At 53.4% G+C, this 26,472-nt stretch carries 28 protein-coding genes, 1 tRNA gene and 1 other annotated feature; of the genes, 6 read left to right on the top strand and 23 right to left on the bottom strand.

Going from position 1 to position 26,472, the window contains the following annotated elements:
* Nucleotides 1-15: 15 nt before the first annotated feature.
* From SO058_RS07740 to SO058_RS07685, 12 genes are all read right to left on the bottom strand, one after another.
* Nucleotides 16-903, bottom strand: coding sequence for a CPBP family intramembrane glutamic endopeptidase (locus tag SO058_RS07740; RefSeq protein WP_320842414.1), 888 nt, complete (start codon nt 901-903; stop codon nt 16-18).
* Nucleotides 893-1,465 carry a 5-formyltetrahydrofolate cyclo-ligase gene (locus SO058_RS07735; protein WP_320842413.1) on the bottom strand — a complete coding sequence of 191 codons (573 nt, stop codon included), beginning with the start codon at nt 1,463-1,465 and terminating at the stop codon, nt 893-895. The genes SO058_RS07740 and SO058_RS07735 overlap by 11 nt, the downstream gene beginning before the upstream one ends.
* The gene (locus tag SO058_RS07730; RefSeq protein ID WP_320842412.1) at nt 1,452-2,003 is read right to left on the bottom strand and encodes a DJ-1 family glyoxalase III; all 552 of its coding nucleotides are present in this window, start codon (nt 2,001-2,003) and stop codon (nt 1,452-1,454) included. Before SO058_RS07730 ends, SO058_RS07735 begins: the two co-directional genes overlap by 14 nt.
* 14 nt (nt 2,004-2,017) lie before the next feature.
* The gene (locus SO058_RS07725) at nt 2,018-2,818 is read right to left on the bottom strand and encodes a GNAT family N-acetyltransferase (RefSeq protein ID WP_320842411.1); all 801 of its coding nucleotides are present in this window, start codon (nt 2,816-2,818) and stop codon (nt 2,018-2,020) included.
* On the bottom strand, nt 2,815-3,732 hold the full coding sequence (locus SO058_RS07720) for a DUF2156 domain-containing protein (protein ID WP_320842410.1): 918 nt from the start codon (nt 3,730-3,732) through the stop codon (nt 2,815-2,817). The genes SO058_RS07725 and SO058_RS07720 overlap by 4 nt, the downstream gene beginning before the upstream one ends.
* 15 nt (nt 3,733-3,747) lie before the next feature.
* Nucleotides 3,748-4,527, bottom strand: coding sequence for an FAD-dependent thymidylate synthase (gene thyX / locus SO058_RS07715; protein ID WP_320842440.1), 780 nt, complete (start codon nt 4,525-4,527; stop codon nt 3,748-3,750).
* Nucleotides 4,521-5,267 (bottom strand): WecB/TagA/CpsF family glycosyltransferase, encoded by a 747-nt coding sequence (locus tag SO058_RS07710; protein ID WP_320842409.1) that lies wholly within the window; start codon nt 5,265-5,267, stop codon nt 4,521-4,523. Before SO058_RS07710 ends, thyX begins: the two co-directional genes overlap by 7 nt.
* Before the next feature lie 75 nt (nt 5,268-5,342).
* Nucleotides 5,343-5,645, bottom strand: coding sequence for a phage holin family protein (locus SO058_RS07705; RefSeq protein ID WP_320842408.1), 303 nt, complete (start codon nt 5,643-5,645; stop codon nt 5,343-5,345).
* A 104-nt stretch (nt 5,646-5,749) separates the two neighbouring features.
* Complete coding sequence (gene leuB / locus SO058_RS07700; protein WP_320842407.1) at nt 5,750-6,826, bottom strand: 3-isopropylmalate dehydrogenase; 1,077 nt, start codon at nt 6,824-6,826, stop codon at nt 5,750-5,752.
* A 3-nt stretch (nt 6,827-6,829) separates the two neighbouring features.
* Complete coding sequence (locus SO058_RS07695) at nt 6,830-7,321, bottom strand: 3-isopropylmalate dehydratase small subunit (protein WP_320842406.1); 492 nt, start codon at nt 7,319-7,321, stop codon at nt 6,830-6,832.
* 18 nt (nt 7,322-7,339) lie between these two features.
* On the bottom strand, nt 7,340-8,602 hold the full coding sequence (gene leuC, locus SO058_RS07690) for a 3-isopropylmalate dehydratase large subunit (RefSeq protein WP_320842405.1): 1,263 nt from the start codon (nt 8,600-8,602) through the stop codon (nt 7,340-7,342).
* An 18-nt stretch (nt 8,603-8,620) separates the two neighbouring features.
* Entirely contained in the window at nt 8,621-10,129 is a 1,509-nt protein-coding gene (locus SO058_RS07685) for a 2-isopropylmalate synthase (RefSeq protein WP_320842404.1), read from the bottom strand.
* 78 nt (nt 10,130-10,207) lie between these two features.
* Nucleotides 10,208-10,446, bottom strand: a binding site (T-box leader).
* A 145-nt stretch (nt 10,447-10,591) separates the two neighbouring features.
* Here SO058_RS07685 and SO058_RS07680 point away from each other — a divergent pair.
* Genes SO058_RS07680 through SO058_RS07670 form a run of 3 tightly spaced genes read left to right on the top strand, consistent with a single transcriptional unit; the run spans nt 10,592 to nt 13,809 of the window.
* Nucleotides 10,592-11,782: a dicarboxylate/amino acid:cation symporter gene (locus tag SO058_RS07680; protein WP_320842403.1), complete on the top strand. Its 1,191-nt coding sequence runs from the start codon at nt 10,592-10,594 to the stop codon at nt 11,780-11,782.
* Nucleotides 11,783-11,805: 23 nt separating this feature from the next.
* Nucleotides 11,806-12,378, top strand: a complete 573-nt coding sequence (locus tag SO058_RS07675; protein ID WP_320842402.1) for a phosphatase PAP2 family protein — start codon at nt 11,806-11,808, stop codon at nt 12,376-12,378.
* A gap of 12 nt (nt 12,379-12,390) precedes the next feature.
* Entirely contained in the window at nt 12,391-13,809 is a 1,419-nt protein-coding gene (locus tag SO058_RS07670) for a lipopolysaccharide biosynthesis protein (protein ID WP_320842401.1), read from the top strand.
* A gap of 35 nt (nt 13,810-13,844) precedes the next feature.
* Here SO058_RS07670 and SO058_RS07665 read toward each other — a convergent pair whose 3' ends face one another.
* Entirely contained in the window at nt 13,845-14,273 is a 429-nt protein-coding gene (locus SO058_RS07665) for an RrF2 family transcriptional regulator (protein WP_320842400.1), read from the bottom strand.
* Nucleotides 14,274-14,465: 192 nt separating this feature from the next.
* Between SO058_RS07665 and SO058_RS07660 the strand changes: the two genes are divergently transcribed.
* On the top strand, nt 14,466-14,681 hold the full coding sequence (locus tag SO058_RS07660; protein ID WP_280960500.1) for an alpha/beta-type small acid-soluble spore protein: 216 nt from the start codon (nt 14,466-14,468) through the stop codon (nt 14,679-14,681).
* A 105-nt stretch (nt 14,682-14,786) separates the two neighbouring features.
* On the opposite strand, the gene ptsP is transcribed toward SO058_RS07660, so the two are convergent.
* Complete coding sequence (gene ptsP / locus SO058_RS07655; protein ID WP_320842399.1) at nt 14,787-16,499, bottom strand: phosphoenolpyruvate--protein phosphotransferase; 1,713 nt, start codon at nt 16,497-16,499, stop codon at nt 14,787-14,789.
* A 190-nt stretch (nt 16,500-16,689) separates the two neighbouring features.
* Between ptsP and SO058_RS07650 the strand changes: the two genes are divergently transcribed.
* Complete coding sequence (locus SO058_RS07650; RefSeq protein WP_320842398.1) at nt 16,690-17,985, top strand: DUF1015 domain-containing protein; 1,296 nt, start codon at nt 16,690-16,692, stop codon at nt 17,983-17,985.
* A gap of 32 nt (nt 17,986-18,017) precedes the next feature.
* Here SO058_RS07650 and SO058_RS07645 read toward each other — a convergent pair whose 3' ends face one another.
* The 5 genes from SO058_RS07645 to SO058_RS07625 all read right to left on the bottom strand — a co-directional run bounded on the left by SO058_RS07645 (nt 18,018) and on the right by SO058_RS07625 (nt 21,715).
* Complete coding sequence (locus tag SO058_RS07645; RefSeq protein WP_320842397.1) at nt 18,018-18,548, bottom strand: hypothetical protein; 531 nt, start codon at nt 18,546-18,548, stop codon at nt 18,018-18,020.
* A 72-nt stretch (nt 18,549-18,620) separates the two neighbouring features.
* Entirely contained in the window at nt 18,621-18,983 is a 363-nt protein-coding gene (locus SO058_RS07640; RefSeq protein ID WP_320842396.1) for a type II toxin-antitoxin system PemK/MazF family toxin, read from the bottom strand.
* 153 nt (nt 18,984-19,136) lie between these two features.
* Nucleotides 19,137-20,261 (bottom strand): alanine racemase, encoded by a 1,125-nt coding sequence (gene alr / locus SO058_RS07635; protein ID WP_320842395.1) that lies wholly within the window; start codon nt 20,259-20,261, stop codon nt 19,137-19,139.
* Between the two features lie 22 nt (nt 20,262-20,283).
* Nucleotides 20,284-20,838, bottom strand: a complete 555-nt coding sequence (locus SO058_RS07630) for a hypothetical protein (protein ID WP_320842394.1) — start codon at nt 20,836-20,838, stop codon at nt 20,284-20,286.
* 25 nt (nt 20,839-20,863) lie between these two features.
* The gene (locus tag SO058_RS07625; RefSeq protein ID WP_320842393.1) at nt 20,864-21,715 is read right to left on the bottom strand and encodes an NAD(P)H-hydrate dehydratase; all 852 of its coding nucleotides are present in this window, start codon (nt 21,713-21,715) and stop codon (nt 20,864-20,866) included.
* Between the two features lie 163 nt (nt 21,716-21,878).
* Here SO058_RS07625 and SO058_RS07620 point away from each other — a divergent pair.
* Nucleotides 21,879-21,954, top strand: a tRNA-Pro gene (locus SO058_RS07620).
* Nucleotides 21,955-22,127: 173 nt separating this feature from the next.
* On the opposite strand, the gene tyrS is transcribed toward SO058_RS07620, so the two are convergent.
* From tyrS to SO058_RS07600, 4 genes are read right to left on the bottom strand one after another with little or no spacing between them, the layout of a single operon-like run.
* A complete protein-coding gene (gene tyrS, locus SO058_RS07615) occupies nt 22,128-23,348 on the bottom strand; it encodes a tyrosine--tRNA ligase (protein WP_320842392.1) in 1,221 nt (406 codons plus the stop codon).
* Nucleotides 23,349-23,397: 49 nt separating this feature from the next.
* Nucleotides 23,398-25,128: a DNA repair protein RecN gene (gene recN / locus SO058_RS07610; RefSeq protein ID WP_320842391.1), complete on the bottom strand. Its 1,731-nt coding sequence runs from the start codon at nt 25,126-25,128 to the stop codon at nt 23,398-23,400.
* 24 nt (nt 25,129-25,152) lie between these two features.
* Nucleotides 25,153-25,608 (bottom strand): arginine repressor, encoded by a 456-nt coding sequence (locus SO058_RS07605; RefSeq protein ID WP_320842390.1) that lies wholly within the window; start codon nt 25,606-25,608, stop codon nt 25,153-25,155.
* 14 nt (nt 25,609-25,622) lie between these two features.
* Nucleotides 25,623-26,468: an NAD(+)/NADH kinase gene (locus SO058_RS07600; protein ID WP_320842389.1), complete on the bottom strand. Its 846-nt coding sequence runs from the start codon at nt 26,466-26,468 to the stop codon at nt 25,623-25,625.
* Between the last annotated feature and the right edge of the window lie 4 nt (nt 26,469-26,472).

Raw genomic sequence — 26,472 nt, 5'->3', positions numbered from 1 at the left:
CTCTTATTGATCTCGTTAAATCCAATGCAATACGGCTCTTGCTGTAAATGCCAGCACAAAGGCAATGACACCCGGATTGCGCACCAGACAAAACAAGTCACGCCATCCGCCGCCCTTTTCGAAACGCGGTATCGATCCCTTGACCAGCAGGATTTCGGCCGAGCGCAATGTCAGATACAAGAAGAGCAACAGAACCAGCGCGTTTATGGCCGCGAAATAGTTCCAGATACCGAATGCAGCATAAGTTTCGGTAATCCAAACGACGAATAAGTAATAAATATTATTGACCGCGTGTGCAAGCACGGCTGGCCAGATACTGCCGAAGCAGTAGGTCAAATAAGCATAGGCTGCACCAGCGATCATAGGGCCTGCAAAATTCATCAGGCTTCCATGTAGCATAGCGAACGCAAGACCGCTTGCCAGCAGGCACGCCCCCGTTCCTGCCATCTGCTCATTTGCTGCAAACAGCGCGCCGCGCAAAAACACCTCTTCGACGACTGCCGACAGCGCAACAATCACCAAAATCCGTCCGAGCGCTGTCAGCCCGGTCTGTGGCGCGTCCAATGCCGTCGTAGAAAGATCGGCGCCGGTCATACCGGCAATTTGATAAATGAGCAGGTTTAAAAACAATGACAGCACAGCGACCGTAATCCCCATGCGTATTGTAAGCCCCAGCGCGCCCTTAGGTAGTTTTTTCGGCTTGAGCCGCAAGGTAAACGGGGTCCGGTTTCCGCGAAGTGCACGCGCAAGCAGAAACGCCGGCAGAAGAAACGAAGCCGCTTCCGCTGCCGCCAGCGCAGGCGTGCCCCCGCCAAAGCGAGTGACCATCACACCTGTTCCCGTCAGTAGGCAAAAACAGAAGAACAGCGAGAGGCCGGAAAACAGCGCGGTCTTATTTCTCATAAATGCGCAATACCCGCCTTTCGGTAAAAATGAGGTCACACCGCTGATCGTAATTATCACAAGGCAACGCATCGATCAGCCTTTTTTCCGCACACAGCACAGCGGCATGAGCCGTGGTCTGTGCAAGATAACGATCGTAATAGCCGCCGCCATAGCCGAGCCTGACACCGGTTTGATCGCAAGCCAGCGCAGGCGTGACGATAAAATCGATCTCGTCAGGCCGCACGAGCGGCGTTTCTTTTGCAGGCTCTAAAATACCAAAAGAGCCGGTTTCCCGCAATTCATCAAGCGAATTAATGCGGTGCGCAGTCATCTGTTGATGTGCGCCGCACCGAGGTACGCATACGCACTTCCCATTTTGCAGTGCGTGCTGTAAAATCGCGCGCGTGTCAATCTCTTCCGCCGTTGCAACATAGAGAAAAACCGTGTTTGACCGCTGATATTCCGGGCTGTTTAAGACCCGCTGAACAACGGCTTCATCAATCTCCCGTTTTTCTGCGCACGATGTTTGCCGCCGCTCCCGGCGAAATTTTTGCCGAAGAAATTCTTTATTTTCCAACATGGTGTACGACCGCCTCGGCCACCTCGCGTGCCTTATCCTCTCCGCAAAGCGCTGCAACCAGTGCACATGAAAAATCCAGTGCACCGCCCACACCGCGGCCTGTGATGATATTACCGTCAACAACGCAGTTTTGCGCGACCGGTATCGCCCCGGTCATTCCCTGCTCCATTCCAGGATAGCAGGTAGCTTTTTTGGCGTGCAAAAGTCCCATTCCGCCGAGCACAACAGACGGCGCGGCGCAAATCGCCGCGACATATTTTCCGCGCTCGTACTGCGCTTGGACCGCAGCGGTCACGCGTGCGTCGGCGTATAGGTGTTTGGTTCCAGGCATCCCGCCCGGCAGTACGATCATATCCGCATTCGCAACATTGGCTTCATCAATCGTACAATCCGTACAGATCGCAATGCCATGCGCGCCGCGCACCGGATTACCGGTCACGCCAACCAGCTGGACTTCCACGCCCGCGCGGCGCAGCAGATCGGCTGGCGTCAGCGCCTCCACTTCTTCAAAGCCCTCAGCCAACAATACACATACCATCTATTTCACACCTTTCAGTTGAGCATCAGATTCATATATGCGGCAGAAACCGCATATTTCTCGTCATGCCATTTGGCACAGCCGAGCGGCACCGTTCCACCGGGCGATGACCAAGATAGCGCTTCAATCCCCAGCGTCCGCATCAGTCCCTGTGCATAAGGCTCAGTTAAGCCGACGGTTTCCTGCGCTTCGTTTTCCCAGCAAAACGCATAGGCAGCAAGCGCGCCCCCCTCGTACCAGCCATATACGCCCTTGCCCAGTGTATCAAACAGCGCTATCTGCCTGCGCCAATAATCTTCTTCTCGCTCAACAAATGTGTCGCCTGCCGTTTTGCGGAACAGCCTGTCCATTTGCGGGATGTCCGCACAGCTTAGATGCCGCGGCGTAACGCCTTCGGAACAGCGTTTTGCCTCGTGCCTGTCCACGAAAAAAACGGTCTGGTAACCAAACGATTGGTAAAAGCCAAACAGCCAATCCTCCTGCGGGATAAGGATCGACGCCACGCTGCCGGCTTCCTGATCAAGCGCGAAAGAGTGCTCAAGCAGCTGCGCCATCAATCCTTTGCGCCGGTGTTCCGGCGCGGTGCACGCACCATAGATATAGGTGACGCTGCGCGATTGGCGGCCACAGTGCATCCGGTATGGCAGCATTTGTAGCATAGCATATAGCGCGCCGCCCTCCTCAAACACCAGTGTGCGTTCAGGCTGAAACCATGCGTCAAAAAAGTAATCGTTAAAGCCGCCTTCGTCCGCAAAGCAGGCCTCCCATAGCCGCCGCACCGCTGCGCGCTCGTAGGGCATTGCAAACCTAATCACAGTTTCATCCCCTTCGGCACAGCAGCGTATTTGATGCCACGCATTGCCGGATAGTAGGAGAGCTTGGCCTTTCTCAGGCCTTCCAGTCCAAGGTCTTCTTCCCGATTGACGTATTCTACCCCGTCACAGTTCCGTAAAACAAACTGTTGGTTAATCATTTGATACGCGCCCGCGATCGTATGATCGGCTTTTTCAATTTGCACCACATACATATCGGGCGTTGCGGGACAGCCCAGCGTGAACGCGACCACCTTGCCGTCGAGCCGTAGCATGCCGCCGCGTAGGCCGAGCGCCGCAAAGTTTTCCAGCGCCAGTACAATCGCGCAGGTTTCCCCTTCAAATGCTGCGTTGTGCAGACAGCCGTTCTGTTGACACCAGCGCAAATGGTATGCATAGGCTTCGCGCGTCGATTCCGGGGAGATATCCTCATAGCTCCAGCGTCCGTCATACGCCGCGCGGAAGCGATTGACCAGATTGCGCTTGGACTGCAGCTTTTTACCGGAAAGCGTGCGCAGCTTTTCAGCCAGATAGATATAATCGTCCCCATCCTCGTTCGGATGGACAAAATCATACCGTCCGGGACGTACGGCTTGGATACGTCCAATCATTTCTTCCGCCACCGAAACCATGACAAATGGAACGCCGCGTTCCCGCGCGTCCGACTCCAACGCGTCCAGCGCGGCGCCAAGGTCGCCCTCGCCAATCGGCGCCAGATAGCGCGGCGTTTTATCCTCCATAGAATGCATCTTGACCAAGAGGAATCCATTCAGGAAACATATCTCCGTGCCATAATGCCCACGCCACATGAACATATCAGTGAAGCAATGTTCGCATAAATGATAATTATAATGGGACGCACAAGCTTCTACCGCCTGCTTGTCCTCCATGGTGATTTGACGAAATGGTAGTTGCATGAAAATCTCTTTTCTTTATTGAAGTGCCTGTTCCCGCAACCGCTTATAGTGTGTGCGGACCTCTTTTGCTTGCCCACACGACATTTTGCCTTCGCCGCAAACACCATCCACACAAGAAGGACCGCAGTTTGCAAACAGCGTAGGCGCGACCGCGTAGACCAGCCGATACATTTGTTCCGCCAGAGCGCGGATCTCCCACTGTGCGCGGTTGCAGCAGCGGAGCCTGAAGAAGTTTTTGAGCGAACGGGCGTTTGCCGTCATGATAATCCGCGTCGTGCAGGCGTTCGGCAGCACATAGCGCGCATCCTCAATCGCATGCTTTTCCGCCTGACTCCTCGCCTGCTTTTCCGAAACGCCCTGCCTAAGCAGGTCTTCCAGATAGCCCTCCATCAGAGCTTGTGTCAGCGCTTCATAGGTACGCTGATCATCTTCCATAGCTTTAATAAATTGTTCCCGCGCAGCAGGGATTTTATCAATCTCAGGCGGAATTACATATTCAAAGCCCTTCTCGCGCACATATCGCTGCGATTGCACGGAATACGACGCCATCCGGTGACGCGTGATCTGCGCGAGCAGCGAGCGAGAAACGCCCTCGGCCGCAAAGGTGAACGATACGTGCTCGATCGGGCTTTCATGGCCGATCTCGGTCAGCATGCCAAGGAAGCTCTGCGTTTTTTCGGGTGTTAAGCCTTCCAGCACGCTGTCCACGTCAGAAGCGGAGTAGCAGTTTTTCGCCGCAGCCGCGATCAGCTTTTCCGGCTCGGGCGTATGCGCGAGCAATTTCACTTTCATAATTTCTTTTTCCCCTTTCCGCGGGACATCCGCTGACCGATGACCAGAAACAAAAACTTGGGAAGCTTCATCATGCGGCCGATACGGCTTGGCTGGCAAAGCAGGCGGTAAAACCATTCCAGCCCCAGCTTGATAAATATTTTGGGCGCACGCTTGGCCTCTCCGGCGAAAACGTCCAACGAACCGCCAAGGCCGCAAAACAGCGTCCCATGGATCTCTTCCATGTGTGCAGCAATAAACTTTTCCTGCTTGGGCGCGCCCAAGCAGACAAATACCACATCTGCGCCGCCGACGCTGTTAATCGCGTCGACAACCTCCTGTGCGTCAGAAAAATAGCCGTCATGGCAACCTGCAAGTACCAGTCCCGGGTATTTATTACAGAGATTTTTACCCGCCTTTTCGGCAAATCCTGGTTTGGCGCCCAGCAAATATAAACGCATGTTTTCTTTTGCCATTGCCGCTATCAAAGCTTCACCAAATTCAATCCCAGGCACTCGCCCCTCGAGCGGCTCTCCTAAAATTTTTGCACCGTAATAGATTCCAATGCCATCAGGCAGTACGAGCGCGGCATGATTGACGATGCCGCGCAACTCGTCGTCCTTGCGGCAGAGCTCCACGATTTCCGGGTTAGGCGTCACCACATATCCCTGTTGATGCGCCCGAATTCGCGCCATCGCGGTATCGACTGCCTCCGGCAACGTGACTGCGTGAAAATGGACATCTAAAATTGAAGCGGTTCTCATTCCGGCAACTCCCTGTTTTCTTAAATCCAAAACTCTTTTTATTATATACCAAATGCCCCCAAATCACAAGAAAAACTATTTTCTCCGACCGCAGCCTCCCGGTCCGCAATGCTTAACAAATTCGTTCAAATAAACCGACATACCGGTGCATAGTACGCCTTGTACCACGCCGTCGTACAAGGCAGCGGCCAGGTTTGCATACTGTGAAATGCGCGCCAACGCCGACAGGCATGCAAGCCCCATACCGCAGATGGTCAGCGTCAGCGGGATCCACTGATTCGGGAACTTTTTTAGCGCCTTTAGCCCACATCCCAGGCAGTACAACACAGCGACCAAGATAGTATAGTCAGGCTTAATATATTGCGTTATTTCCGCCAAGTCTCCACACCTCCCGTTTCAATCTATGCGCAAACGGAAGGAAAAGACGCAAAAAGGGACTGCAATACTTGCAGTCCCCCAAAGCATTAAAATAGTTTCGCAATTTACAGCGCGTCCCGAATACGCTGCCCCATCTCCGAGGTGGAGATCGCGGCTTCGCCCTCTGCAGCAATATCCGCCGTGCGGTATCCAATGTCCAGCACTGACTCGACCGCGTTTTCAATCGCTTCGGCCTCGCTTTGCAGGCCGAACGAATATCGCAGCATCATCGCGCACGAAAGGATCGTCGCGATCGGATTGGCAATGCCCCTGCCCGCGATATCGGGGGCAGAACCGTGGATAGGTTCATACATGCCCTTCCCGCTTTCGTTCATCGACGCCGACGGCAGCATCCCGATCGAACCGGTAATCATTGAGGCTTCATCGGACAGAATATCGCCAAAGAGATTGCCGGTAACGATTACGTCAAACTGTCCCGGATTACGCACAAGCTGCATCGCGCAGTTATCCACGTACATATCAGAATATTCAACTTCCGGATAATCGCCCTTGATACGGTGCATGGTCTCGCGCCAGACGCGGCTGGTTTCCAGCACGTTTGCCTTATCTACCGAGCAGACCTTTTTATTCCGCTTCATCGCCATTTCAAATGCACGCCGGCCGATACGCTCCACCTCATAAACCGAATAGTTCATATCGTCTGCGCCAACGGTACCCCAGCCGTTTTCACTTTCGCGGCGATAATGCCTGCCGAAATACACGTCCCCGGTTAGCTCTCGGCAAACGAGGATGTCGAACCCACCGCCAATGATCTCCGGCTTGATCGGGCATGCGGCGCTAAGCGCCTTGTGCATCTGCGCCGGACGCAGGTTGACGAACAGGCCGAGCGCGCTTCGCAACCCCAAAAGCGCCTTTTCCGGACGCTTTTCCGAGGGTACGTCGTCCCACTTAGGGCCGCCGACCGCGCCAAGCAGCACCGAATCTGCCGCTTTGCAGGTTTCGACCGCCTGTTCTGTCAGCGGAATCCCGTGCGCATCGATCGAGCAACCGCCCGCGAGCACCTCGGCAAAGTGGAACTGGTGCCCAAACTTTTCCCCAACCACCTCCAGCGTTTTCATCGCTTCATCTACAATTTCAGGGCCGATGCCATCGCCTTTGACAACTGCAATTTGATACTGCATCGCTTACTCCCCTCTTTCTTTCAGCGATTTCAGAAGCCCACCCGCCTTGATGATGCTTTGGATAAAAGGAGGGAAAGCGGCCGCCTGATAGGTCTCGTTTTTGGTCTCGTTTACAATGGCGCCCGTATCAAAATCGATCGACACCGTATCTCCAGCTTCGATACCGTTTGCCGCGGCTTCACATTCCAAAATCGGCAGGCCGATATTGATCGCATTGCGGTAGAAAATGCGGGCAAACGAGCTCGCGATCACGCAGCTTACACCGTTTTCCTTGAGCACCAGCGGCGCGTGCTCACGAGAAGAGCCGCAGCCAAAGTTTCGCGTCGCGACGACGACATCGCCCTGCTGTACCTTTTTGACAAACCCGGTATCGATATCTTCCATCGCGTGGGTGGAAAGTTCCTTTACATCGGCAATATTCAGATAGCGTGCGGGAATGATAACGTCGGTATCGACATTATCTCCATATTTAAAAGCTTTACCTTTTGCATTCATATCGTTCAGTCCCTCTCCTTACTTTAGCTCGCCGGGCGCGCAAATGTAGCCTGCCACTGCCGACGCAGCCGCCACCGCCGGGCTGGCCAAATAAATTTCCGAGGTAATATGTCCCATGCGGCCGACGAAGTTGCGATTGGTCGTCGAGACCGAACGCTCGCCGTGCGCCAGAATGCCCATATGCCCGCCGAGGCACGGGCCGCAGGTCGGCGTCGAGACGATGGCTCCCGCCTGGATAAAGATCTTTGCCAGCCCCTCCTCAATGCACTGGAGATAGACCTCCTGCGTCGCAGGAATGATGATGGTGCGCACATTCGGGTTTACGCGGCGGCCTTTCAAAATTTCAGCTGCCGTGCGCATGTCGTCGATGCGGCCGTTGGTGCAGGAGCCGATGACCGACTGCTGGATCTCGATTTTGCCGAGCTCGCCGACCGTTTTGGTGTTTTCCGGCAGATGCGGACACGCAACCGTCGGCTGCAAAGCGGAAAGGTCGATCTCGACCGTGCGTTCATACGCCGCGTCCGCATCGGCTTCAAACACCGTCACAGGACGTCCGACGCGACCTTTAATATAGGCCATCGTCTTTTCGTCCACCGGGAAAATGCCGTTTTTGGCGCCTGCTTCGATCGCCATGTTGCAGATCGTGAAGCGGTCATCCATCGACAAGGAGGAAACGCCCTCGCCCGCAAACTCCATCGACTGATACAGCGCGCCGTCCACGCCGATCTTTCCAATGATATGTAAAATCACATCTTTGCCCGAAACATAGGGCCGGAGTTTGCCTTTCAGTTCAAACTTGATAGCAGTAGGCACCTTGAACCACGCCTTGCCGGTCGCCATGCCGGCCGCAAGGTCAGTCGAGCCGACGCCGGTCGAAAACGCGCCGAGCGCGCCGTAGGTACAAGTGTGGCTGTCCGCGCCAATGATTAGTTCGCCGGGCGCTGTCAGCCCCTTTTCTGGCAGAAGCGCATGCTCAATGCCCATTTCGCCCACGTCAAAAAAGTTCACAATGTCGTATTTCTTCGAGAATTCGCGGCATTCCAAGCACTGTTCCGCCGATTTGATGTCCTTGTTCGGCGCGAAATGATCCATCACGAGCGCAATCTTCGTGTTGTCGAATACCCGATCAAAACCCGCCTTTTCCATTTCCCGGATTGCGACCGGGCCGGTAATATCGTTTGCCAGTGTCAAATCGACATTGGCCTCGATCAGCTGTCCGGCAGCCACGCGATCCAGCCCCGCATGTTTGGCGAGGATCTTCTGCGTCATTGTCATGCCCATGGTTGGCATATCCCCCTGTCAATCGATAAAATATTTATTGATACCATTGATATAAGCCTTAATAGACGCCTCGATCACGTCGGTCGATACACCGCGGCCGGTGACGGTGTCACCGCCGTCTACCGAGATCTTCGCGATGGCTTCGGCCTGCGCGTCCTCGCCGTCCGTCATGGATTTCAGTGAGTAATCCTCAAGTACGACGTCCTTACCAACGATCTTGTTGATCGCACGGTAAGCGGCGTTGATCGGGCCGTCTGAAGCGGCGACGCGCTCAAACACTTCGTCACCTTTTTTCATGCTGATAACGGCGGTCGAAGTGATCGAATTGCCCGAATTGATGACAAACCGGTCGAGCGAATAGCGCTCCTCACCGGAAACCGGAACAGCGCCGACCAACGCTTCCAGGTCGCGGTCCTTGATGACCTTTTTCTTGTCGGCCAGTGCCTTGAACTTATCAAAGACCGTGTCCAGCTTGGCCTTATCGAGCGTATAGCCCAATTCGCGCAGGCGGTCTTCAAATGCGTGACGGCCGGAATGCTTGCCCAGAACGATCGCGTTCTTCGGAATGCCGACTGATTCTGGCGTCATGATCTCATAGGTCTCCTTGTTGGCCATCACGCCGTGCTGATGGATACCCGATTCGTGCGCAAACGCATTTGCGCCGACGATCGGCTTGGTCGGCGCGACCGGAACGCCGGTGATGGTCTGGATCATGCGGCTTGCACGGTAGATCTGCGTCGTGTCGATATTGCATCCGATACCAAACTGATCCTTGCGCGTTTTGAGCGCCATAACGCATTCCTCCATCGATGCGTTGCCCGCGCGCTCCCCAATGCCATTGAGCGTGCATTCGATCTGGTCGATGCCAGCCGCGACGCCTGCGAGCGAGTTGGCAACCGCCATGCCGAGGTCGTTGTGCATATGGCAGGACAGCGTGACATTTTCAATACCCGCAGTGTGTTCGCGAAGGTATTTGACGCGCGCCGCGTATTCCTCAGGAACCATATAGCCGACCGTATCGGGAATGTTCAGCGTCGTCGCTCCCGCCTTGATGGCGACCTCAAATGCGCGGCAGAGGAAGTCCAAATCGGAGCGGGTCGAATCCTCTGCTGAAAATTCAATATCACCGCAATACTTTTTTGCATAGGCAACATTGTACGCGATCGACTCGAGCACCTCTTCCGGTTTCATTTTTAGCTTATATTCCATATGCAGCGGCGAGGTGGCAAGAAATACATGAATCCGGGCGGAATTGGCCATTTTAATTGCATTCCATGCTGCATCGATATCCTTTTCCACGCACCGAGCCAGCGAGCAGATAGTCGAATCATGAACGGTGTCAGCGATCGCGGCGATGGCAGCAGCGTCGCCGGGCGATGCAATGGCGAAGCCCGCCTCGATAATATCGACTTTCAGCGCTTCCAGCACCTTTGCGACCTCAATTTTTTCATTCAGGTTCATGCTGCATCCGGGCGACTGCTCACCGTCGCGCAGTGTGGTGTCAAAAATTTTGATGGTTCTTTCCATGGTTTTGTCCTCACTTTCTCATGGTGAATGTGTTTGAAGGAGACAGGGACAAAAAAAGCTCCGTCCCTTACTCCGAAAGTAAGAGACGAAGCGAAAGCTCCGCGGTACCACTCTTGTTGCCGCAAACATGCGGCCACTCAGCGCGTATCTAACAATACGCCTCCCCTATAACGGTGGGCATCCGTTCCGACCTAGCGGGCCGAGCCTTTCAGCGGACAGCTCCCGGGCGAGGTTCACCGTTTTCAGCCGCTGCCTTACACCAACCGGCAGCTCTCTGCGGACATCCAGCGACTACTTTACCCGTTCATCACATTTTTCAATTTATGTACTATATATTATCCTCCGTCGCGCCGGTTGTCAAGTCCCTTTTTCTGTTTTTGCACGGTTTTGACGCGCGCCTTGAAAAAAGACGGTTTTTCTGCTATCATAATAAAGATTGTATAATAAGGAGAGAAAGAATACGTGAAACATTTCGGATTGTTGGCAAGATTGATCACCGGCATCGTGGCCGGCACGCTGATCGGCCTGTGCGGCGGCTGGTTCGGCATTGGGGATTCGGCGGGCTTTGTCGCGGTCGTCCGCCTTTTTGCAACCTTTACCTCCCTGTTTTCCAGCTTCCTGTCTTTCATGATCCCGCTTATTATTGTGTCGTTCATCACTGTCGGCTTGGCGGAACTTGGGAAAAAGGCCAACCGGCTTTTCGGTATCACATTGCTGCTGGCCTATGGAACCACGGTTGTTTCCGGATTCTTGACATTTTTTATTGGAAAAGCCGCGCTCCCGCATCTGATCCAGCCGATTATAGGCAACGTGCTCGAGTCCAACGCGTTCGAACCGTTTTTTACCATTGAGATGGCTCCGGTTTTCGGCGTTATGACTGCGCTGGTACTGGCATTCACTCTTGGCATAGGCATGGCCAACATCAAAGGGCAGTCGCTTCTGGGCGTGTGCCGCGATCTGCAAAAGATCGTCACCGCTGTCCTGTCGCGCATTATTATTCCTTTGATCCCCGTGCACATCGCAGGCCTGTTCTGCAATATTGCTGCGGAAGGCCGTCTGTTTGCCACTGTTAAAATGTTTGCTTCTCTTTATGTGGTAATCCTGATCCTGCAATTCGTTTATATCGTATCGCAGTTTGGACTGGCCAGCATTGTCTGCCGGAAAAACCACTTTAAAAGCATGAAAAATATCGCTCCTGCCTATTTTACCGCGTTGGGAACGCAATCTTCCGCCTCTACCATCCCAGTTGCGCTCGGCTGCGCGTATAACAATAAGGTTAAAGAGGATGTCGCGGATTTTTGTATCCCGCTCTGCGCGACTATCAATCTGAATGGCGATACGATCTGCCTTGTTCTCGGCGCAATGGGCATCATGCTTGCGAACGGCCTCACACCGACGCTTGCTATGTTTGCGCCGTATATCATGATGCTCGGCGTGACCATGGTCGCAGCACCCGGTGTCCCCGGCGGCGGCGTTATGGCGGCGCTTGGCCTGATCTCCAGCATGCTTGGATTCACCAATCCGATGCAGCAGCTCATCATTGCGCTGCATTTCTCGCAGGACAGCTTCGGCACTGCGACAAACGTCACCGGTGATCAGGCGATCGCACTGATGGTAGACCGGTTCGATGATTTGCAGGAAGCCAAAAATTGACCTCGAAAGGATGCTGACAACCCATGGACGTTGTGCTCGACATCATTCACACGTTTGATTATGATTTGCTGCTTCACATCTCCCAGACGATGCGCGGCGGCGTATCCGATACTGTTTGGAAGTTTTTTTCCTATCTCGGCAACTACGGCCTCTTATGGATCGCGCTCGCTGTGGTTCTGCTGCTCTTCCACAAGACGCGCCGTGCGGGTATCGCCATGTTGGCGGCGCTTGTCCTTGGTCTCCTAGTCGGCAACGTACTGATCAAAAACTGGGTGATGCGGCCAAGGCCGTTCGTTACCCACCCGGATCTTACCGCGCTGCTGGATCCAGGCGATCAATGGTCGTTCCCGTCGGCGCATACGCTGTCTGCATTCGCGGCCGCCACAGCACTATGCTTCCATTGGCGGCTTGCGGGATTTGCGGCCTATATCCCGGCTGCGCTGATTGCGTTTTCCCGACTCTATGCCTGCGTCCATTATCCGACCGACGTATTGGCAGGTTTACTTTTGGGCATCCTTTGCGGCATTACCGCCGCTTGGTTGACTGACCGCCTGATTGACCGCTTTCACACGCTTCGCCTGCGAAAAGGCACCTAAGAAGGAGCAGAAATGAATCAATACAAGCGTCTGCTAAGCAACACTTTTATCTTTGCCATCGGCACATTCAGCTCCAAAATCTTAGTTATTTTAATGCTCCGTTTTTATACGGGCATCCTCACACCGGACGAGATGGGCGTGGCCGATCTTATTATTAAGACCACCAGCATCCTATATCCAGTGGTTTCTCTCTCCATCGGGCAGGCCGTCATCCGATACGGTTTGGAACGGGCTCAAAGCAAACAGAACGTTTTTTCGATTGGCCTTCTGACCGTTCTTTGCGGATTTCTGATCGCGCTTCCTTTTCATCCTGCGCTTAATCTGGTTCATTATAATACCTCAGCCGGTGCAACCGGCTCGCTGTTGCCCTATGCATGGCTGATTTACCTATATGTACTGGTGTCCTGCACACAAAATGTATGCAGCCAATTTATTCGTGCGCTTGGCTTTGTGCGGCTCTATGCAATTGATGGTATTTTCCGCACGTTCATGACCATTTTGCTAAACATCTTGTATCTGAAGGTATTTGAATGGAATATCTTTGGCTATGTTTTTTCAATCATCTGCGCGGACGCACTTTCGACTGTCTGCCTGTTTCTGATTGCCGGACTCTGGAAGTATTTTAAGATCCGCAAACCCAACTTCCATTTATGGCGTGGGATGCTGGCCTATTCCCTTCCGCTCGTGCCTGACGCGATCCTAGTATTTGTAATTGGCTTTTCCGATCAGATGTTTCTCGCGCAGATGAAAGACACGGCGGTCAGCGGCATATATTCGGTCGCTTACCGAGTACCGACGCTTATCGCGCTTGTTGCTTCGATTTTTATTGATGCTTGGCAGCTTTCCATGGTAAACGATAACTCCCGCAAGGAACAAATTCGCTTTTTCTCCAACATCGGCAATATGTATGGTTCTATCGTATTTATCATCGTATCAGGCGGCGTAATGTGCGCCAAGCTTGCCATGAAAGTGCTGGCCGTTCCAAGTTATTATATTGGATGGACCTTTATTCCGCTTCTCGCGCTTGGCGCGGGTTTCAATTGCCTTTCCAGCTTTCAAAAAAGCGTGTATCTCCTTGAAAAGAAGACGGTATCGTCTTTTATTTCCACCGCATTATCTGCGGCAGTCAATATTACGCTCAATGCGCTGCTCATTCCTAAAATGGGCGGCAACGGCGCCGCGCTGGCAACGCTAATCAGCTATCTGCTGTTATTTTTCTACCGCGCGCTTGATAGCCGACGCTTTATGCCCGTGCATTGGAAAGTGCCCCGGCTCGCGCTGACTGTCCTGTTGATCGCGGCGCAGACCCTGCTGATGCTGAACGAACCTCCGTTTTGGGTTCTATGGCAGTTACTGCTGTTTATCATCGTTTTTTTGCTTAATGGTAAAGAACTTTTATATGGCGCAAAAAAAATCCTGCATCGCGCATAATAAAAAACGGACGATTGAAATCGTCCGTTTTTTATTTAAATTGAAAAGTCCGGCGCACGTCCCCTGTTTATGAGATCCTCAAGTGTTGTCTTATCCACATAGCTGTTGACTACTTTATATAGGCCGCGCCAAAATTCCAATGTGACACATTCTCCAGCGCGCACGCATTCCAGAGGTTCATGTTCCAAACAGGCAACCGGAGCCAGTGAACCCTCTGTGATGCGCAGGATGTCCCCAACCGTATATTCACTGGGCGGTTTTGCAAGCTGGTATCCGCCTTGCGCGCCGCGGGTTGAGCGTACAAATCCCGCGCGCGAAAGTTGAACAACGATTTGCTCCAAATATTTTGCTGAAATCTCCTGCCGCTTGGATATATCACGAAGCGGCACATAGCCGCCGGTATCGTGTTCTGCCAGGTCGATCATCAGCCGGAGTGCGTATCGTCCCTTTGTAGATATTTTCATAAGCACCTCTCCTGAAATTTGTTATACCACAAAGTCACTATGAATTCAAGCATATTCACATTTTTTACAGATAAAAGCATAGATTTGTGAAACTTTTCCCACAAAACGCACGAATTACTTGTTATATCGCTGATTTTTACGCACACAATACTATCAGCGAAACCCAATAAAACAAAAAGGAGAGAAAAAATCATGGCTAACACGAACAATGGTTCCAATCAGGGTATGGTGCCCGAAGCTCGCGCTGCAATGGATCGTTTCAAGATGGAGGCTGCTGCTGAGGTTGGCGTAAACCTGAAGCAGGGCTACAACGGCGATCTGACTTCCCGCCAGGCCGGTTCTGTCGGCGGCCAGATGGTCAAGAAGATGATCGAAGCCTACGAGCAGAAACTTGCTGGTCAGGGCTAATCTTCTCAAATGAATAGAAAATGCGCTGTTTCCAATCAAAGAACTGGAAACAGCGCATTTTCCCTATCTGAAAAGCCTGGATAACCAGGCTTTTCTATTATTGTTTTATTTGCGCCAATCAGCTACCATTTGCTCCGCCTCCGCCGCGCTTGGCGCATCCAACAGCCGCTCAGCAAGCATACGGCACTCTTCAAATGTCACCTCAGCCAGTTCGGCTTTCGCACCCAGCATCGCAGAGGCAGACATGGAAAGGTTGGTCACGCCGAGGCCGCACAAGACGGGCGCCATGCCCGGCGTTCCTGCCATCTCACCGCACACACCTACCTCAATGTGGTTTTCGTTGGCAGCCTTGGCCGTCATACGAATCAGCCGCAATACCCCAGGATGCAGCGGGCGGTACAGGTACGATATTTTTTCGTTGATACGGTCAACCGCGCAGGAATATTGGATCAAGTCGTTCGTACCGATCGAGAAGAAATCAACCTCTTTAGCCAGCACATCGGCGCACACAGCCGCCACCGGAATCTCGACCATAATACCGATCTTAACGTTCAGATCGAATTCTGCACCTTCCGCTGTCAGCAAGTCTTTCGCCTGCTGCAGAACCTGCTTGGCCGCTCGCACCTCGTCCACCGAAGATATCATCGGGAACATAATGCGCAAATCACCAAACTTGGCTGCGCGAAGCAGTGCGCGAAGCTGCGTTAGGAATAAATCCGTTCGGTTCAGACAAATGCGAATTGCGCGGTATCCCAAAAATGGGTTTTGCTCTTTTTCCAAACCGAGAGCGGGTACTTCCTTATCGCCGCCAATATCAAGCGTCCGGATAATGACCGGCTTGCCTGCCATCTCCTGACACGCTTTTTTATAGGCTTCAAACTGCTCTTCCTCACTCGGTAAATCGTCCCGATCCATAAACAGGAACTCCGAGCGAAACAGGCCAACACCCTCACCGCCCAGTTCGGCAACGCGTTTGGCGTCGCCCGGCGTACCGATATTCCCTTCGATTACTACGCGGCGGCCGTCCTTGGTCGCGCCTTCCCTGTCCCGGTAAGTTTCCAACACTGCGCGAAGCTTTTCCGCTTTCTCAAGCTTATGCGCAAACTCCGTAAGCGTTGCTTCATCCGGAGAAACCACGATCTCACCGGCGCTGCCGTCCAGCAACAGTTCGTCGCCGTCCGCAATATCATCTACCTTATCGCCCGCGCCTGCGATCGCCGGAATGCCCATAGAACGCGCCATGATTGCAGAATGGCTTGTGCGTCCACCGATCCGGGTGATAAAGCCCACGACAGGCTTGCTGCCAATACGTGCGGTATCAGACGGCGTCAGATCATTGGCGATCAGGATGCAAGGCTCGGTGATCGCATCGATTGCGTTATCGGCTATGCCTTTCAGGTTCTTGAGCACACGTTTGGAGATATCCCCAATATCCGCCGCGCGTGCCTGCATGTATTCATCGTCCATCGCCCGGAACATCTGCTGAAAATTTTCACAATTGCAGAAGCAAGCATACTCTGCACAGACTTTTTCCTCCGCAATCATGCCTGTCATGCCTTCGACAAAGTCCGGATCATCCAGCATCATCAAATGCGCATCAAAAATCTCGGCCTCCTCCGGGCCGATCGTACGTTCCGCTTCCTCGCGCAGCAGGCTAATCTGCTGCTTCGCTTTTCCCACCGCATCCAGCACGCGCTGCTGTTCTGCTTCAACGTCCGTAATGCTGTCCTTAACGACAGTAAGATCCTCCTCACGAATCAGCAGCGCCTTGGCGTGAGCCAAGCCCTCCGACACGCCGATTGCCTTGATTTTCAACATATCTTCATTTCCTCCCATTGTTCCTGTTGAACAAAAATCATAATACAATTGTACGGTATCTTGTCGCATCCGTCAACCCCGCAGCGAGGCGATCCCAAAAAGGTCACAAAAAATTAAAATTTAAGTGCTCTCCTTTGAAATATCTGTTATACTTAACCCATCCTACACCATTCGAGGAGGAAAGACAACGATGTCCAACCGATGCACGCATGTGCCCCATATCATGATGCCCAAAAAAGGAACAGACCTTTCCAAATGGGCGGTAATTGCCTGCGATCAATACACCTCGCAGCCCGACTACTGGGCCGAAACCGACCGGATCGTCGGGAGCGCGCCCTCCACACTGCGCCTGACTTTGCCCGAAGTCTATCTTGAGGACAGCAATGTGGGGACCCGCACCGCAAAGATCCACGAAACCATGCGCCAATATTTGACGGATGGAACGCTGGAGGAGCTTCCTGCCGGTATGATGCTGACCGAACGTTTTTCCGGCGGCAGCTGTCCCCGCCGCGGCTTGGTGCTCGCGCTTGATCTGGAAGCGTATGAATACAAAGCCGGTTCGCAGTCCCTAATCCGCCCGACGGAAAAAACCGTCGTTGAACGTATCCCGCCGCGCCTCAAGGTGCGCCAGGGCGCCTCACTCGAGCTGCCTCATATCATGATCCTGATCGACGACCCGGATCGCACGGTGATCGAGCCGCTGTTTGACCGCGTTTCTTCGTTTGAGCAAGTCTATCACACTGGTCTGATGCAAAACGGTGGGAGTATTCAGGGCTGGTTCATTCCGCAGGGCGCAGAGACCGATCTCATCGAGTGCAAACTCGAAGCGCTTTCCGAGCGCAAAACATTCAACAGAAAATACGGCTGCACCGATGAGCAAGCGTTGCTTCCCTATGCAGTTGGCGACGGCAATCACTCTATGGCGACCGCCAAGGCTTATTGGGAAGATATTAAACAAGGCCTGTCCGAAGCCGAACAAGCCGATCATCCTGCCCGCTTTGCTCTGGTCGAAGTCGTCAACATCCATGATGAAAGTCTCATTATCGAGCCAATCCATCGCATTATGTTCGGCGTGGACGCGGACGACTTGCTGAACGCCGCCCTTGCGTTTTATAAAGCGCAGGGCTGTGAAGCCTCGCTTGATGCCAGCGGCGATCACGTGTTCCCATTCTGTACAGAAAACAGCGGTGGTGTGCTCAGTGTAAAAAATCCCAAGTGGGCAATTCCGCTAGCCACGCTTCAGGCTTTCCTAGACGACTATATGGAAAGCCGTAAGGATGTGAAAATTGACTACATCCATGGCGAGGATGTAACCCGTGATCTTGGAAGCAAGCCGGGCAATATGGGCTTCTTCCTGCCCGATATTTCCAAAAATGATCTGTTCCGTGGTGTTATTTTTGACGGTGTTCTGCCACGTAAAACATTTTCCATGGGAGAAGCGCATGAAAAACGCTACTACATGGAAGCCAAAAAAATTGTAAAATGATTTTAAAAGGGCGCTGTAATGCAGCGCCTTTTTTATTTACGCCAATGTAAGGTTGCTATACCGTCGTTCACTTCGCATAGTGCAAAAACCGGTGCCAAAGCGAATGACGTATCACGTACAAATTGGCAGCATAATATAAAACCGTCTGCGGTTTGCTCAACCTGCACACCGTCCGTACGCAGCAGTATATCCAGCACTTCGTCGCCTGTCTGAACCCGCTGTTCTACAGACGTTTCAGGCGCTGGGACGGTTTTTTCCATCCCTGCTTTCCGCGCCGGAGGCGCTGTTCCATCCGACAGGTAGAATTCCCTTGGCGGCGCATGCAGACAGCCTGCCGCTTTCAGCGTTTCACGAGAAAGATGGCGCTTCAGCCGCAATCGGCCGTTCTGAGGTTCGGGCAGACCGATCAGCAGCGGTTCCCCATCTGTGCGGCCATAGCAGCGCAGCAAAATTCGGGGGTCGGAGGGCAGCACACAGTCGAGAGAAACCTGAACGCCATACGCATCCGGCTCCCATTCCAGATTGCCAGCCTCTTGCCCCTCCGACCATACCGATGCCCGCATGTCCGTCCCCTCCCATCAAAAAGCGCGTATCCTTGTTGATAGGATACGCGCTTCGTTATGCAAGTATGACTGTCAGCCCTGCACCGCGCCAAGACCGAAGCTAACGGCCAGCGCTTCGTCGACATTCCGCATTGCGTTCTCGTCAAGCGTGCCCATTTTCTCACGCAGGCGCCTCTTGTCCAGCGTACGGATCTGCTCGGCCAGAATGATGGAATCCTTGGTCAAGCCGTAGTTGGGCGCGCCAAGCGTAATATGCGTCGGCATTTTGGCCTTGTTGACCTGCGACGTGATCGCGGCGGCAATCACCGTCGGACTATAGCGATTGCCCACGTTGTTCTGGACAATAAGTACCGGACGGACGCCACCTTGCTCGCTGCCGACCACAGGACTGAGGTCGGCATAATAAATGTCTCCTCGTTTTATGCTGCTATCCACTTGGTTCACACTCCGATGAAATAGATTTGCGGCATTTCGCTGCAAACCTATTTTTCCCGTGTGCCGTAAAATTATAACGCGGCTGCACGAAAAAAACTGTGGCGGAAAAGCGATGCCTTTCCGCTTCATCTTATGTGGCCGTACGTCAGTTTGTCAATCCACGTAAATCCGCGGCATTCTCTGCCGCATGGCGCAAAGCACCTCATAGGAGATTGTTCCGGCTGAATCCGCCACGTCATCAGCTGTCAGGGATTCCGCTCCAAAAACCGTCGCTACGTCGCCGCGGTGGATCACAACGCCATCCGGGATCCGTGCCATGCACATGTCCATGCAGATGCGCCCCAGAACCGGCGCACGCACGCCGCCCAGCAGCACCTGTGCTTTTCCCGAGCCTGTCCGTAAAAAACCGTCCGCATACCCGATTGCCAGTACGGCGACGCGCGTTGCTTCCTGTGTCTCAAATGTCCTCCCATAGCTGACCGCCGTTTGTGCCGGTATATCGCGCACCTGCACCACACGTGCTTTTACCGTCATCGCCGGACGAAGATCGAGCACGGGCTGAACAGCCGGGTCGGGCCGGTAGCCATATAGGATGATACCGGCGCGTGTCATGGTGCCATGCATGCTTTCATATTGCTGGATCGCGCCGCTGTTCGCACAGTGGCGCAGCGGCAGATCGAGTCCGGCAGCCTTTAACGCTTCGCATACGCTGTAGAAGCGGCGGTATTGCAGCGCCGTATAGTCTCCGCCGGTCAGCGTGTCTGCATCCGCGAAATGCGTAAAAATGCCCTCGCTTTTCAGCCCCGGTAAACGGCTGCACGCCAAAACATCCGATACGGTACGCTCTTTCTCCCAAGATGGGAAACCCAAGCGTGTCATTCCGGTATCGAGCTTATAGTGCACCGTGATCGGGATTCCTGCGCGTTCTGCCGCGGCGGAGAGCAGTTTTGCCGTCTCGCAGTCATAAACGGGTGCGGCGATGTGGTACCGCGCGATGTCCACCATATCCGCTTCGTGTACATATCCCAGGATCATGATCGGCGCGCGGATGCCATGCTCCCGAAGTTCCACGGCTTCGGGTACGGTTGCGGCCGCAAAATACGGCGCTCCAAGTTCTTGTAGCCGCTGCGCGACACGCACTGCGCCGTGGCCATAGGCATCCGCCTTGACCACGCACAGCACGGGCGCTTTGCTTTGCCGACAGATTTCCCGGTAATTATGTTCAATGGCGCGCAGACTGATTTCCGTCCACGCACGGTGGCGCTGCATATCCTGCATATTCTTTTTCATCCCCGTTTTTTTATGTTTTTTCCTGATAACGTATAACCTGAATGGTTAAAATGCATCGGTTATCCGCGTAAAGCTCGGCGCAGACGGGCTGTCTGCCATCCGCGGTGAGCCACACCTGTTTGGCGATCTTCCCGCGATCGTCTTCGCTTTCATAGCGAAGCACGAGCAGCGTTTGTCCCGCCACGTCCTCTGTCCACTGCCCGGCGGGCGCGTCGTTCCGCAAATCGCTGAGCAGGCAGAATAGGCTATCCGCCGGCGTCAGCCCAGTGCGCTGCGGCATAGCGTCGTCCAGCTGGGCGCCGTCATATTGCAATGAAAATTGGCCGCTTCCGGTGCCTGCGATCGTGCCGCCGATCCCAGCCAGCGTCTCGGGCGCGGTAATAGTGAACGAATCGCTGTCTTCCTTATTATAAACGTAGTCCAGCTCATATTCCAGTACCGAATCTTCTAAATTGGATAAAATTTTAACATGGGCTTCAAAACCTGTGACTTCGCTGAAATAAGATCGGACATTTTCACTGTCTGCGGCTGTGCCGCAGCCCGACAGCACGGTAAGCGCCAGCAACGCCGCACAAAATTTTGCTTTCAGATCACCACTCCCTTGTGTTGTATAGTTTCGTGAGCCGCGGCAGGCGATCCAACATATCCGTCGGCGTCATGCCGGATTCTGACAGCTCGTTTGCCGCGAGATCGCCCGCTTTTCCATGGAGCCAGGCGGTAATGCAGGCCGCGCGCACCGGTTCAACGCCTTGACCGCACAGCGATACAAGCATGCCTGCCAGTACATCCCCGCTTCCGCCCTTAGCCATTCCCGGATTCCCGGAATGGTTGCGGTATACTTCGCCGTCAGGTGTATAGATGCAGGTCCGATGCCCTTTGAGCAGCACGATGCACCGCTGCTCCTGTGCAAATGCCACTGGATCTTTCTCAGGGCATAGACGCGCAAATTCACCGTCATGCGGCGTCAGGATCACTGGCTTTGCAGCTTGCCTGATACTATTTTTATGCCCGGACAGCGCATTTATGCCATCCGCATCCAGCACGATTTGGCACGGCGCGCGCTGTACAAGCGCACGGACGGTTTTCGTGACTTGCTCCGAACGCCCGAGTCCGCAACCGATCAGCAGCGCGTCCGCTTTATCCGCGAGCACCAAAAGTTCTGGAATCGCAGCTTCCGACAGCAGTCCCTCCTCATCGCACGGCATTGGCCGCACGACCGGCTCATTCAGCTTTGCTGCGAGTACCGGCCAAACCCTTTTCGGCGTTGCCAGCGTGACCACGCCGCTTCCCATCCGTACCGCTCCCATAGCCGCAAAATACGCCGCGCCAGTATAGCCCACGCTGCCGCAGACGCACAATACCCGGCCAAAATCGTTTTTATTTGCTTCCGCATCACGCCGCGGCATCCATTGATCAATGAAAACTTGCCCGATCTCCTGCATGCTGCATTCCTCCTGCTTGTTATACATATTTCCGCTCAACAACTATTGCATTTATCTTATAATTTGATAGTATTCCATATGCCAATATGCTGAAAAATATCTTGACATCTGGTTATAGATTTGGTATCCTAATTAGGCAAGGTTTTTGAAGATTACCAAATATCCGGGTGTAGCGCAGTTGGTAGCGTGCTTGACTGGGGGTCAAGAGGCCGCAGGTTCAAGTCCTGTCACTCGGACCAACTCAAAAAAGGCTTAAAATTACGTTTTTAACGTGTTTTAAGTCTTTTTTATTTGTTTAACAACAATTATGTTTAAAGATCTACGCTCCCTACAATCCGGGTGCGAATAGGGTGCGAAATTTTATAAAAAGCTAAAGGAACGCCCCTAACGAAAGGGGCGTTCCTTTTCGTTATCACAAAGTTACTTTGTGAAACGTCTTCTTACCTTTTTTTATAATACATTCATCCATAAATGTACTCTTGTCAAGCATTTGTTTTGGATCGCTTACCTTTTCATTATTTAACGACACACCGCCGCCGAGCACCAGCTTGCGTGCTTCACCATTGGAGCCCGCCAAGCCGCACTTTACCAAAAGCGTCAGAACGCCAATTTGATTATTGGAAAATTCTTCATCTTCCAATTGGGTCGTTGGCATATTCTCGCTTGATACACCGCCAACAAAAATACTCTTTGCCGCATCCATCGCCTTATCAGCTTCTTCTTTGCCGTGAACAAGTTCCGTCAGCTCATAAGCCAGTATTTCTTTTGCCCGGTTCAGCTGCGCACCTTCCCAATTGTCCATATCTCGGATCTGGTCCATTGGTAGAAAAGTCAGCATACGGATGCACTTCAGTACGTCTGCATCGTCTACATTACGCCAATACTGGAAGAAATCATATGGAGAAGTTTTATTGGGGTCGAGCCATACCGCGCCGGCGGCCGTTTTCCCCATCTTCTTGCCTTCCGAGTTGAGCAGCAACGTAATGGTCATCGCGTGCGCATCCTTGCCCAGCTTGCGGCGGATCAGTTCAGTGCCGCCCAGCATATTGCTCCACTGATCGTTTCCGCCAAACTGCATGTTGCATCCATAATGCTGGAACAGATAGTAAAAGTCATACGACTGCATAATCATATAATTGAATTCCAGAAAACTAAGCCCTTTTTCCATACGCTGCTTATAGCACTCTGCGCGCAGCATATTGTTCACAGAAAAGCATGCGCCGACCTCGCGCAAAAGCTCAACGTAGTTCAAATCCATGAGCCAATCCGCGTTATTGACCATCTGCGCCTTACCCTCGCCAAATTCGATAAAGCGTTCCATCTGTTTTTTAAAGCAGTCGCAGTTGTGCTGAATGATTTCTGGCGTCATCATCGAACGCATATCCGTGCGCCCAGACGGGTCGCCAACCATCCCCGTTCCTCCGCCGATCAATGCGATCGGCTTGTTACCCGCCATCTGCAAGCGCTTCATCAGACAAAGCGCCATAAAATGCCCGACGTGCAGGCTGTCCGCGGTCGGATCGAAACCAATATAAAAGGTCGCCTTGCCATGATCAATCATATCGCGAATCATTTCTTCATTGGTGACCTGTGCGATCAACCCACGATCCTTTAACTCCTGAAACAGTCCCATTATCTAAAATCTCCTTAATATTAAATCTATTTTAAAAACAGATTTATTATCACGGTGCGCGCTCCTTGCGCCGTTCGTCAATTACCACCGTACTCTTCCCTGTTTTAAAGCGCTTCGCTTCTTCCAGCAATTCAGCGGCATTATTTTGTGAGGCATCCGTGATTCGTTCGCCCGATATCATGCGCGCAATCTCATCGACCCGCGTAGCCTTGTCCATCGGACTGACCGCCGTATAACTACGGCCATTGTGCACCGATTTGGAAATCAACAAATGATGGTCCCCCATCGCGGCGATCTGCGGCAGATGTGTAACACAAAGCGTCTGTTTTTTTTGTCCAATCACAGAAAGCTTGTGCGCGATCTGCTGCGCCGCGTGCCCGCTCACGCCAGTATCGATCTCGTCAAAAATCAGCATACCAACATCTTCGCCAGCCGTCAAGACATTTTTGAGCGCAAGCATGATGCGTGACAGCTCACCGCCCGATGCTACTTTGGACAGCGGCTTCTCCGGTTCGCCAGGGTTGACTGAAATTTCAAACGAAACCGTATCAAACCCGTAAACCGTCAGTTTCGTGCCCGTATGCACTGCTATCCGCATGCGCACCTTTTCCATGTCCAAATCGGCCAATTCTTTTATGATATGCTGCTCCAGCTTTTTCGCGGCGCAGCGGCGCGCTTCGGTCAGCTTTGAGGCGGACTGCTTAGCTTCTGCCAGCTGCACCCTATATTGTTCCCGCAAAGCATCCCGGCGTGTATCTGCCGTTTGCAGGGACTCCAGTTCAGCCGTGATGCTTTGATGATATGCCAGAATTTCTTCAATGGTTGCGCCATATTTCTGCTTTAAGCGGTAGATCTCATCAAGCTGCTGTTCTACCTGTTCGCGTTCCGCTTGCGAAAAATCCAGGTTATCGCACTGTCCTGATACGCTGTCTCGCAAATCGGCTGCCAAATAGCGCAGTTCCTGCGCCCGGTCAGCCACTTGCCCAAAAGCATTCGACACCTCATGGATGCCGGACAGCGCTTCAGCAGCGCGTTCCAATAAAGTGCAGGCGCCCTCCGCGTTATCGTCTCCCGTCAAGGCGAACCGCGCCGTTTCCAGCGCGCCCGCGATTCGGCTCGCATGATCAAAAAATGCTTTGCGCTGCGCCAGTGTTTCGTCTTCTCCCGGCTGAAGCGCCGCCTGTTCGATCTCCTCTTTGTGAAACGCCAGCATATCTATCCGCTGCAGCCGTTCCTGTTCGCCGGTTTCCAGCGCGGTAATTTCCCGTTTAAGGGCAAGAAGCGCCTGATACCGCGGCCGATAGTCGGCCAGCAGCGCTTCATTTTGTGCAAAGCCATCTAAATAGTCGATGTGGTGCTGTTCGTCCAAAAGTTTTTGCCCATCGTTTTGACCATGGATGTCAATGAGATAGGGGGAAAGCGATTTTAGCACCGCCGCCGTCACCGGTTTCATATTGACCCGGCACGTGCTTTTCCCATCTGCCGTGATCTGCCGTTGGATATGCAGTGTATCGGGTTCATCACCGGTCAATTCCAGAGATTCCAACTCCGCTGACAGCGCAGGAGACAGTCTTGTGAACACCGCGCTGACAAAACCCTTTTCCGACCCGGAACGGATCAAATCACGGCTGACGCGGCGCCCCAAAATCGCCCCGATCGCATCAATGACGATCGACTTACCCGCGCCGGTCTCACCGCTCATAACCGTCAGCCCCGGCTCCAGTTCGATGTCGGCCTGCTCGATCACCGCGATATTTTCAATGTGAAGCAGTTCCAGCACCGCCCAGTCTCCCCTTTCGCCCTATTACTTCAAAATGTCGCGCGCCGCTTTGCAGAACTGCGCCGCGCTTTCATTATCTTTCATCACAGCAAAAACCGTATCGTCGCCGCCCAGTGTGCCGATAACCTCCGGGGCGCGCATCGCATCAATCGCCATAGCAGCCGCCTGCCCAAGTCCGGGCAGCGTCTTGATGACCACCATGTTCTGCGCTGCCTGGATATCGGTCACACATTCGCGAAAGATGTTTCGCAGGCGCGTGGTAAAGCTATCCGCCGCACCCGCGGCGGCGGCCGCATATTTATACTTGCCTGTTTGCTCGGACATGGTTTTGATCAGGCGCAGCTCCTTGATATCGCGCGAAACAGTCGCTTGTGTAGTGGTATAGCCCAGCGCACGCAGATGATCGGTCAAATCCTCCTGCGTTTCGATCTCGAATCGATCGATCAATTCCAGAATTTTAGCCTGCCGCTGAAATTTCATTGTGCGCCCTCCCGTTATAGCTTCTGATGCAAGATCGTATAAAAACTATTGCCTTTCAGACGGATCAACCTGCTGACCAGCCCGGAACGCGTAATCTCGACCCGGTCGTCCGGCCGGATCGCAAAGCCCTGTCCCCCGTCCGACGAAACAAAAACCTCGCTGCCCCCCTCGCACGATGCGGCCAGCGTGATATGCCGTCCAGGTCCAAAAACAAATGACTTTGCCTGCAGCGCATGTGCGCAGATCGGCGTGACCGCCATGTTTTCCGCGCTCGGCTCAATGATCGGCCCACCTGCAGAAAGCGCGTATGCCGTCGTCCCCGTAGGGGTGGAAACTATCACGCCGTCGCCGTTAAAAGCCGTCACCGGCTCGCCGTCGGCCTCGATATTCACGCATACGACCCGAAACGCCGTGCCCTTTGCCACCACAATATCATTCAGCGCATCGTTTTCATAAACGACGCGTCCAGCGCGCAAAATCTTTACATGCAGCATCATGCGGCTGTCCAGCACATATTCCCCGGTAAAAAGCTTTTCCATCTGCCCCAATTCGTCGCGTTCGAGTTCGGTCATAAACCCGACGTGCCCCAAATTGATGCCGAGCAGCGGCAGTTCCTGTTGTGCAGCCGCCCGTGCGATGCGCAACATCGTGCCATCGCCGCCCAAAACGACTGCCGCGTCCGCCACGCGAACCGCTTCGTCGGTTTCCATATAGTCAGCACCCTCCTGCACGCCAAAGCCGCGCGACTGCATCGGCAGCGTCAGCCGTGCACCGTGCGCTCGCAGCAGCGCGCAGATCTCGGGCAGCACTTCCCGCACGCCCTCCTTGCGGGTGTTGGGATAGATGAAAAAGTTTTTCATACGC

The sequence above is a fragment of the Agathobaculum sp. genome, assembly GCF_034098985.1.
Classification (GTDB): Bacteria; Bacillota; Clostridia; order Oscillospirales; family Butyricicoccaceae; genus Agathobaculum.
This window is presented reverse-complemented; position numbering and strand designations above follow the sequence as displayed.

Excerpts from the sequence above, each read along its gene's own strand:
- SO058_RS07740 (WP_320842414.1), bottom strand. The coding sequence starts at position 903 with ATGAGAAATAAGACCGCGCTGTTTTCCGGCCTCTCGCTGTTCTTCTGT.
- SO058_RS07735 (WP_320842413.1), bottom strand. The coding sequence starts at position 1,465 with ATGTTGGAAAATAAAGAATTTCTTCGGCAAAAATTTCGCCGGGAGCGG.
- SO058_RS07730 (WP_320842412.1), bottom strand. The coding sequence starts at position 2,003 with ATGGTATGTGTATTGTTGGCTGAGGGCTTTGAAGAAGTGGAGGCGCTG.
- SO058_RS07720 (WP_320842410.1), bottom strand. The coding sequence starts at position 3,732 with ATGCAACTACCATTTCGTCAAATCACCATGGAGGACAAGCAGGCGGTA.
- SO058_RS07710 (WP_320842409.1), bottom strand. The coding sequence starts at position 5,267 with ATGAGAACCGCTTCAATTTTAGATGTCCATTTTCACGCAGTCACGTTG.
- leuB (WP_320842407.1), bottom strand. The coding sequence starts at position 6,826 with ATGCAGTATCAAATTGCAGTTGTCAAAGGCGATGGCATCGGCCCTGAA.
- SO058_RS07695 (WP_320842406.1), bottom strand. The coding sequence starts at position 7,321 with ATGAATGCAAAAGGTAAAGCTTTTAAATATGGAGATAATGTCGATACC.
- leuC (WP_320842405.1), bottom strand. The coding sequence starts at position 8,602 with ATGGGCATGACAATGACGCAGAAGATCCTCGCCAAACATGCGGGGCTG.
- SO058_RS07685 (WP_320842404.1), bottom strand. The coding sequence starts at position 10,129 with ATGGAAAGAACCATCAAAATTTTTGACACCACACTGCGCGACGGTGAG.
- SO058_RS07675 (WP_320842402.1), top strand. The coding sequence starts at position 11,806 with ATGGACGTTGTGCTCGACATCATTCACACGTTTGATTATGATTTGCTG.
- SO058_RS07670 (WP_320842401.1), top strand. The coding sequence starts at position 12,391 with ATGAATCAATACAAGCGTCTGCTAAGCAACACTTTTATCTTTGCCATC.
- SO058_RS07665 (WP_320842400.1), bottom strand. The coding sequence starts at position 14,273 with ATGAAAATATCTACAAAGGGACGATACGCACTCCGGCTGATGATCGAC.
- SO058_RS07660 (WP_280960500.1), top strand. The coding sequence starts at position 14,466 with ATGGCTAACACGAACAATGGTTCCAATCAGGGTATGGTGCCCGAAGCT.
- ptsP (WP_320842399.1), bottom strand. The coding sequence starts at position 16,499 with ATGTTGAAAATCAAGGCAATCGGCGTGTCGGAGGGCTTGGCTCACGCC.
- SO058_RS07650 (WP_320842398.1), top strand. The coding sequence starts at position 16,690 with ATGTCCAACCGATGCACGCATGTGCCCCATATCATGATGCCCAAAAAA.
- SO058_RS07645 (WP_320842397.1), bottom strand. The coding sequence starts at position 18,548 with ATGCGGGCATCGGTATGGTCGGAGGGGCAAGAGGCTGGCAATCTGGAA.
- alr (WP_320842395.1), bottom strand. The coding sequence starts at position 20,261 with ATGCAGGATATGCAGCGCCACCGTGCGTGGACGGAAATCAGTCTGCGC.
- SO058_RS07625 (WP_320842393.1), bottom strand. The coding sequence starts at position 21,715 with ATGCAGGAGATCGGGCAAGTTTTCATTGATCAATGGATGCCGCGGCGT.
- tyrS (WP_320842392.1), bottom strand. The coding sequence starts at position 23,348 with ATGGGACTGTTTCAGGAGTTAAAGGATCGTGGGTTGATCGCACAGGTC.
- SO058_RS07605 (WP_320842390.1), bottom strand. The coding sequence starts at position 25,608 with ATGAAATTTCAGCGGCAGGCTAAAATTCTGGAATTGATCGATCGATTC.
- SO058_RS07600 (WP_320842389.1), bottom strand. The coding sequence starts at position 26,468 with ATGAAAAACTTTTTCATCTATCCCAACACCCGCAAGGAGGGCGTGCGG.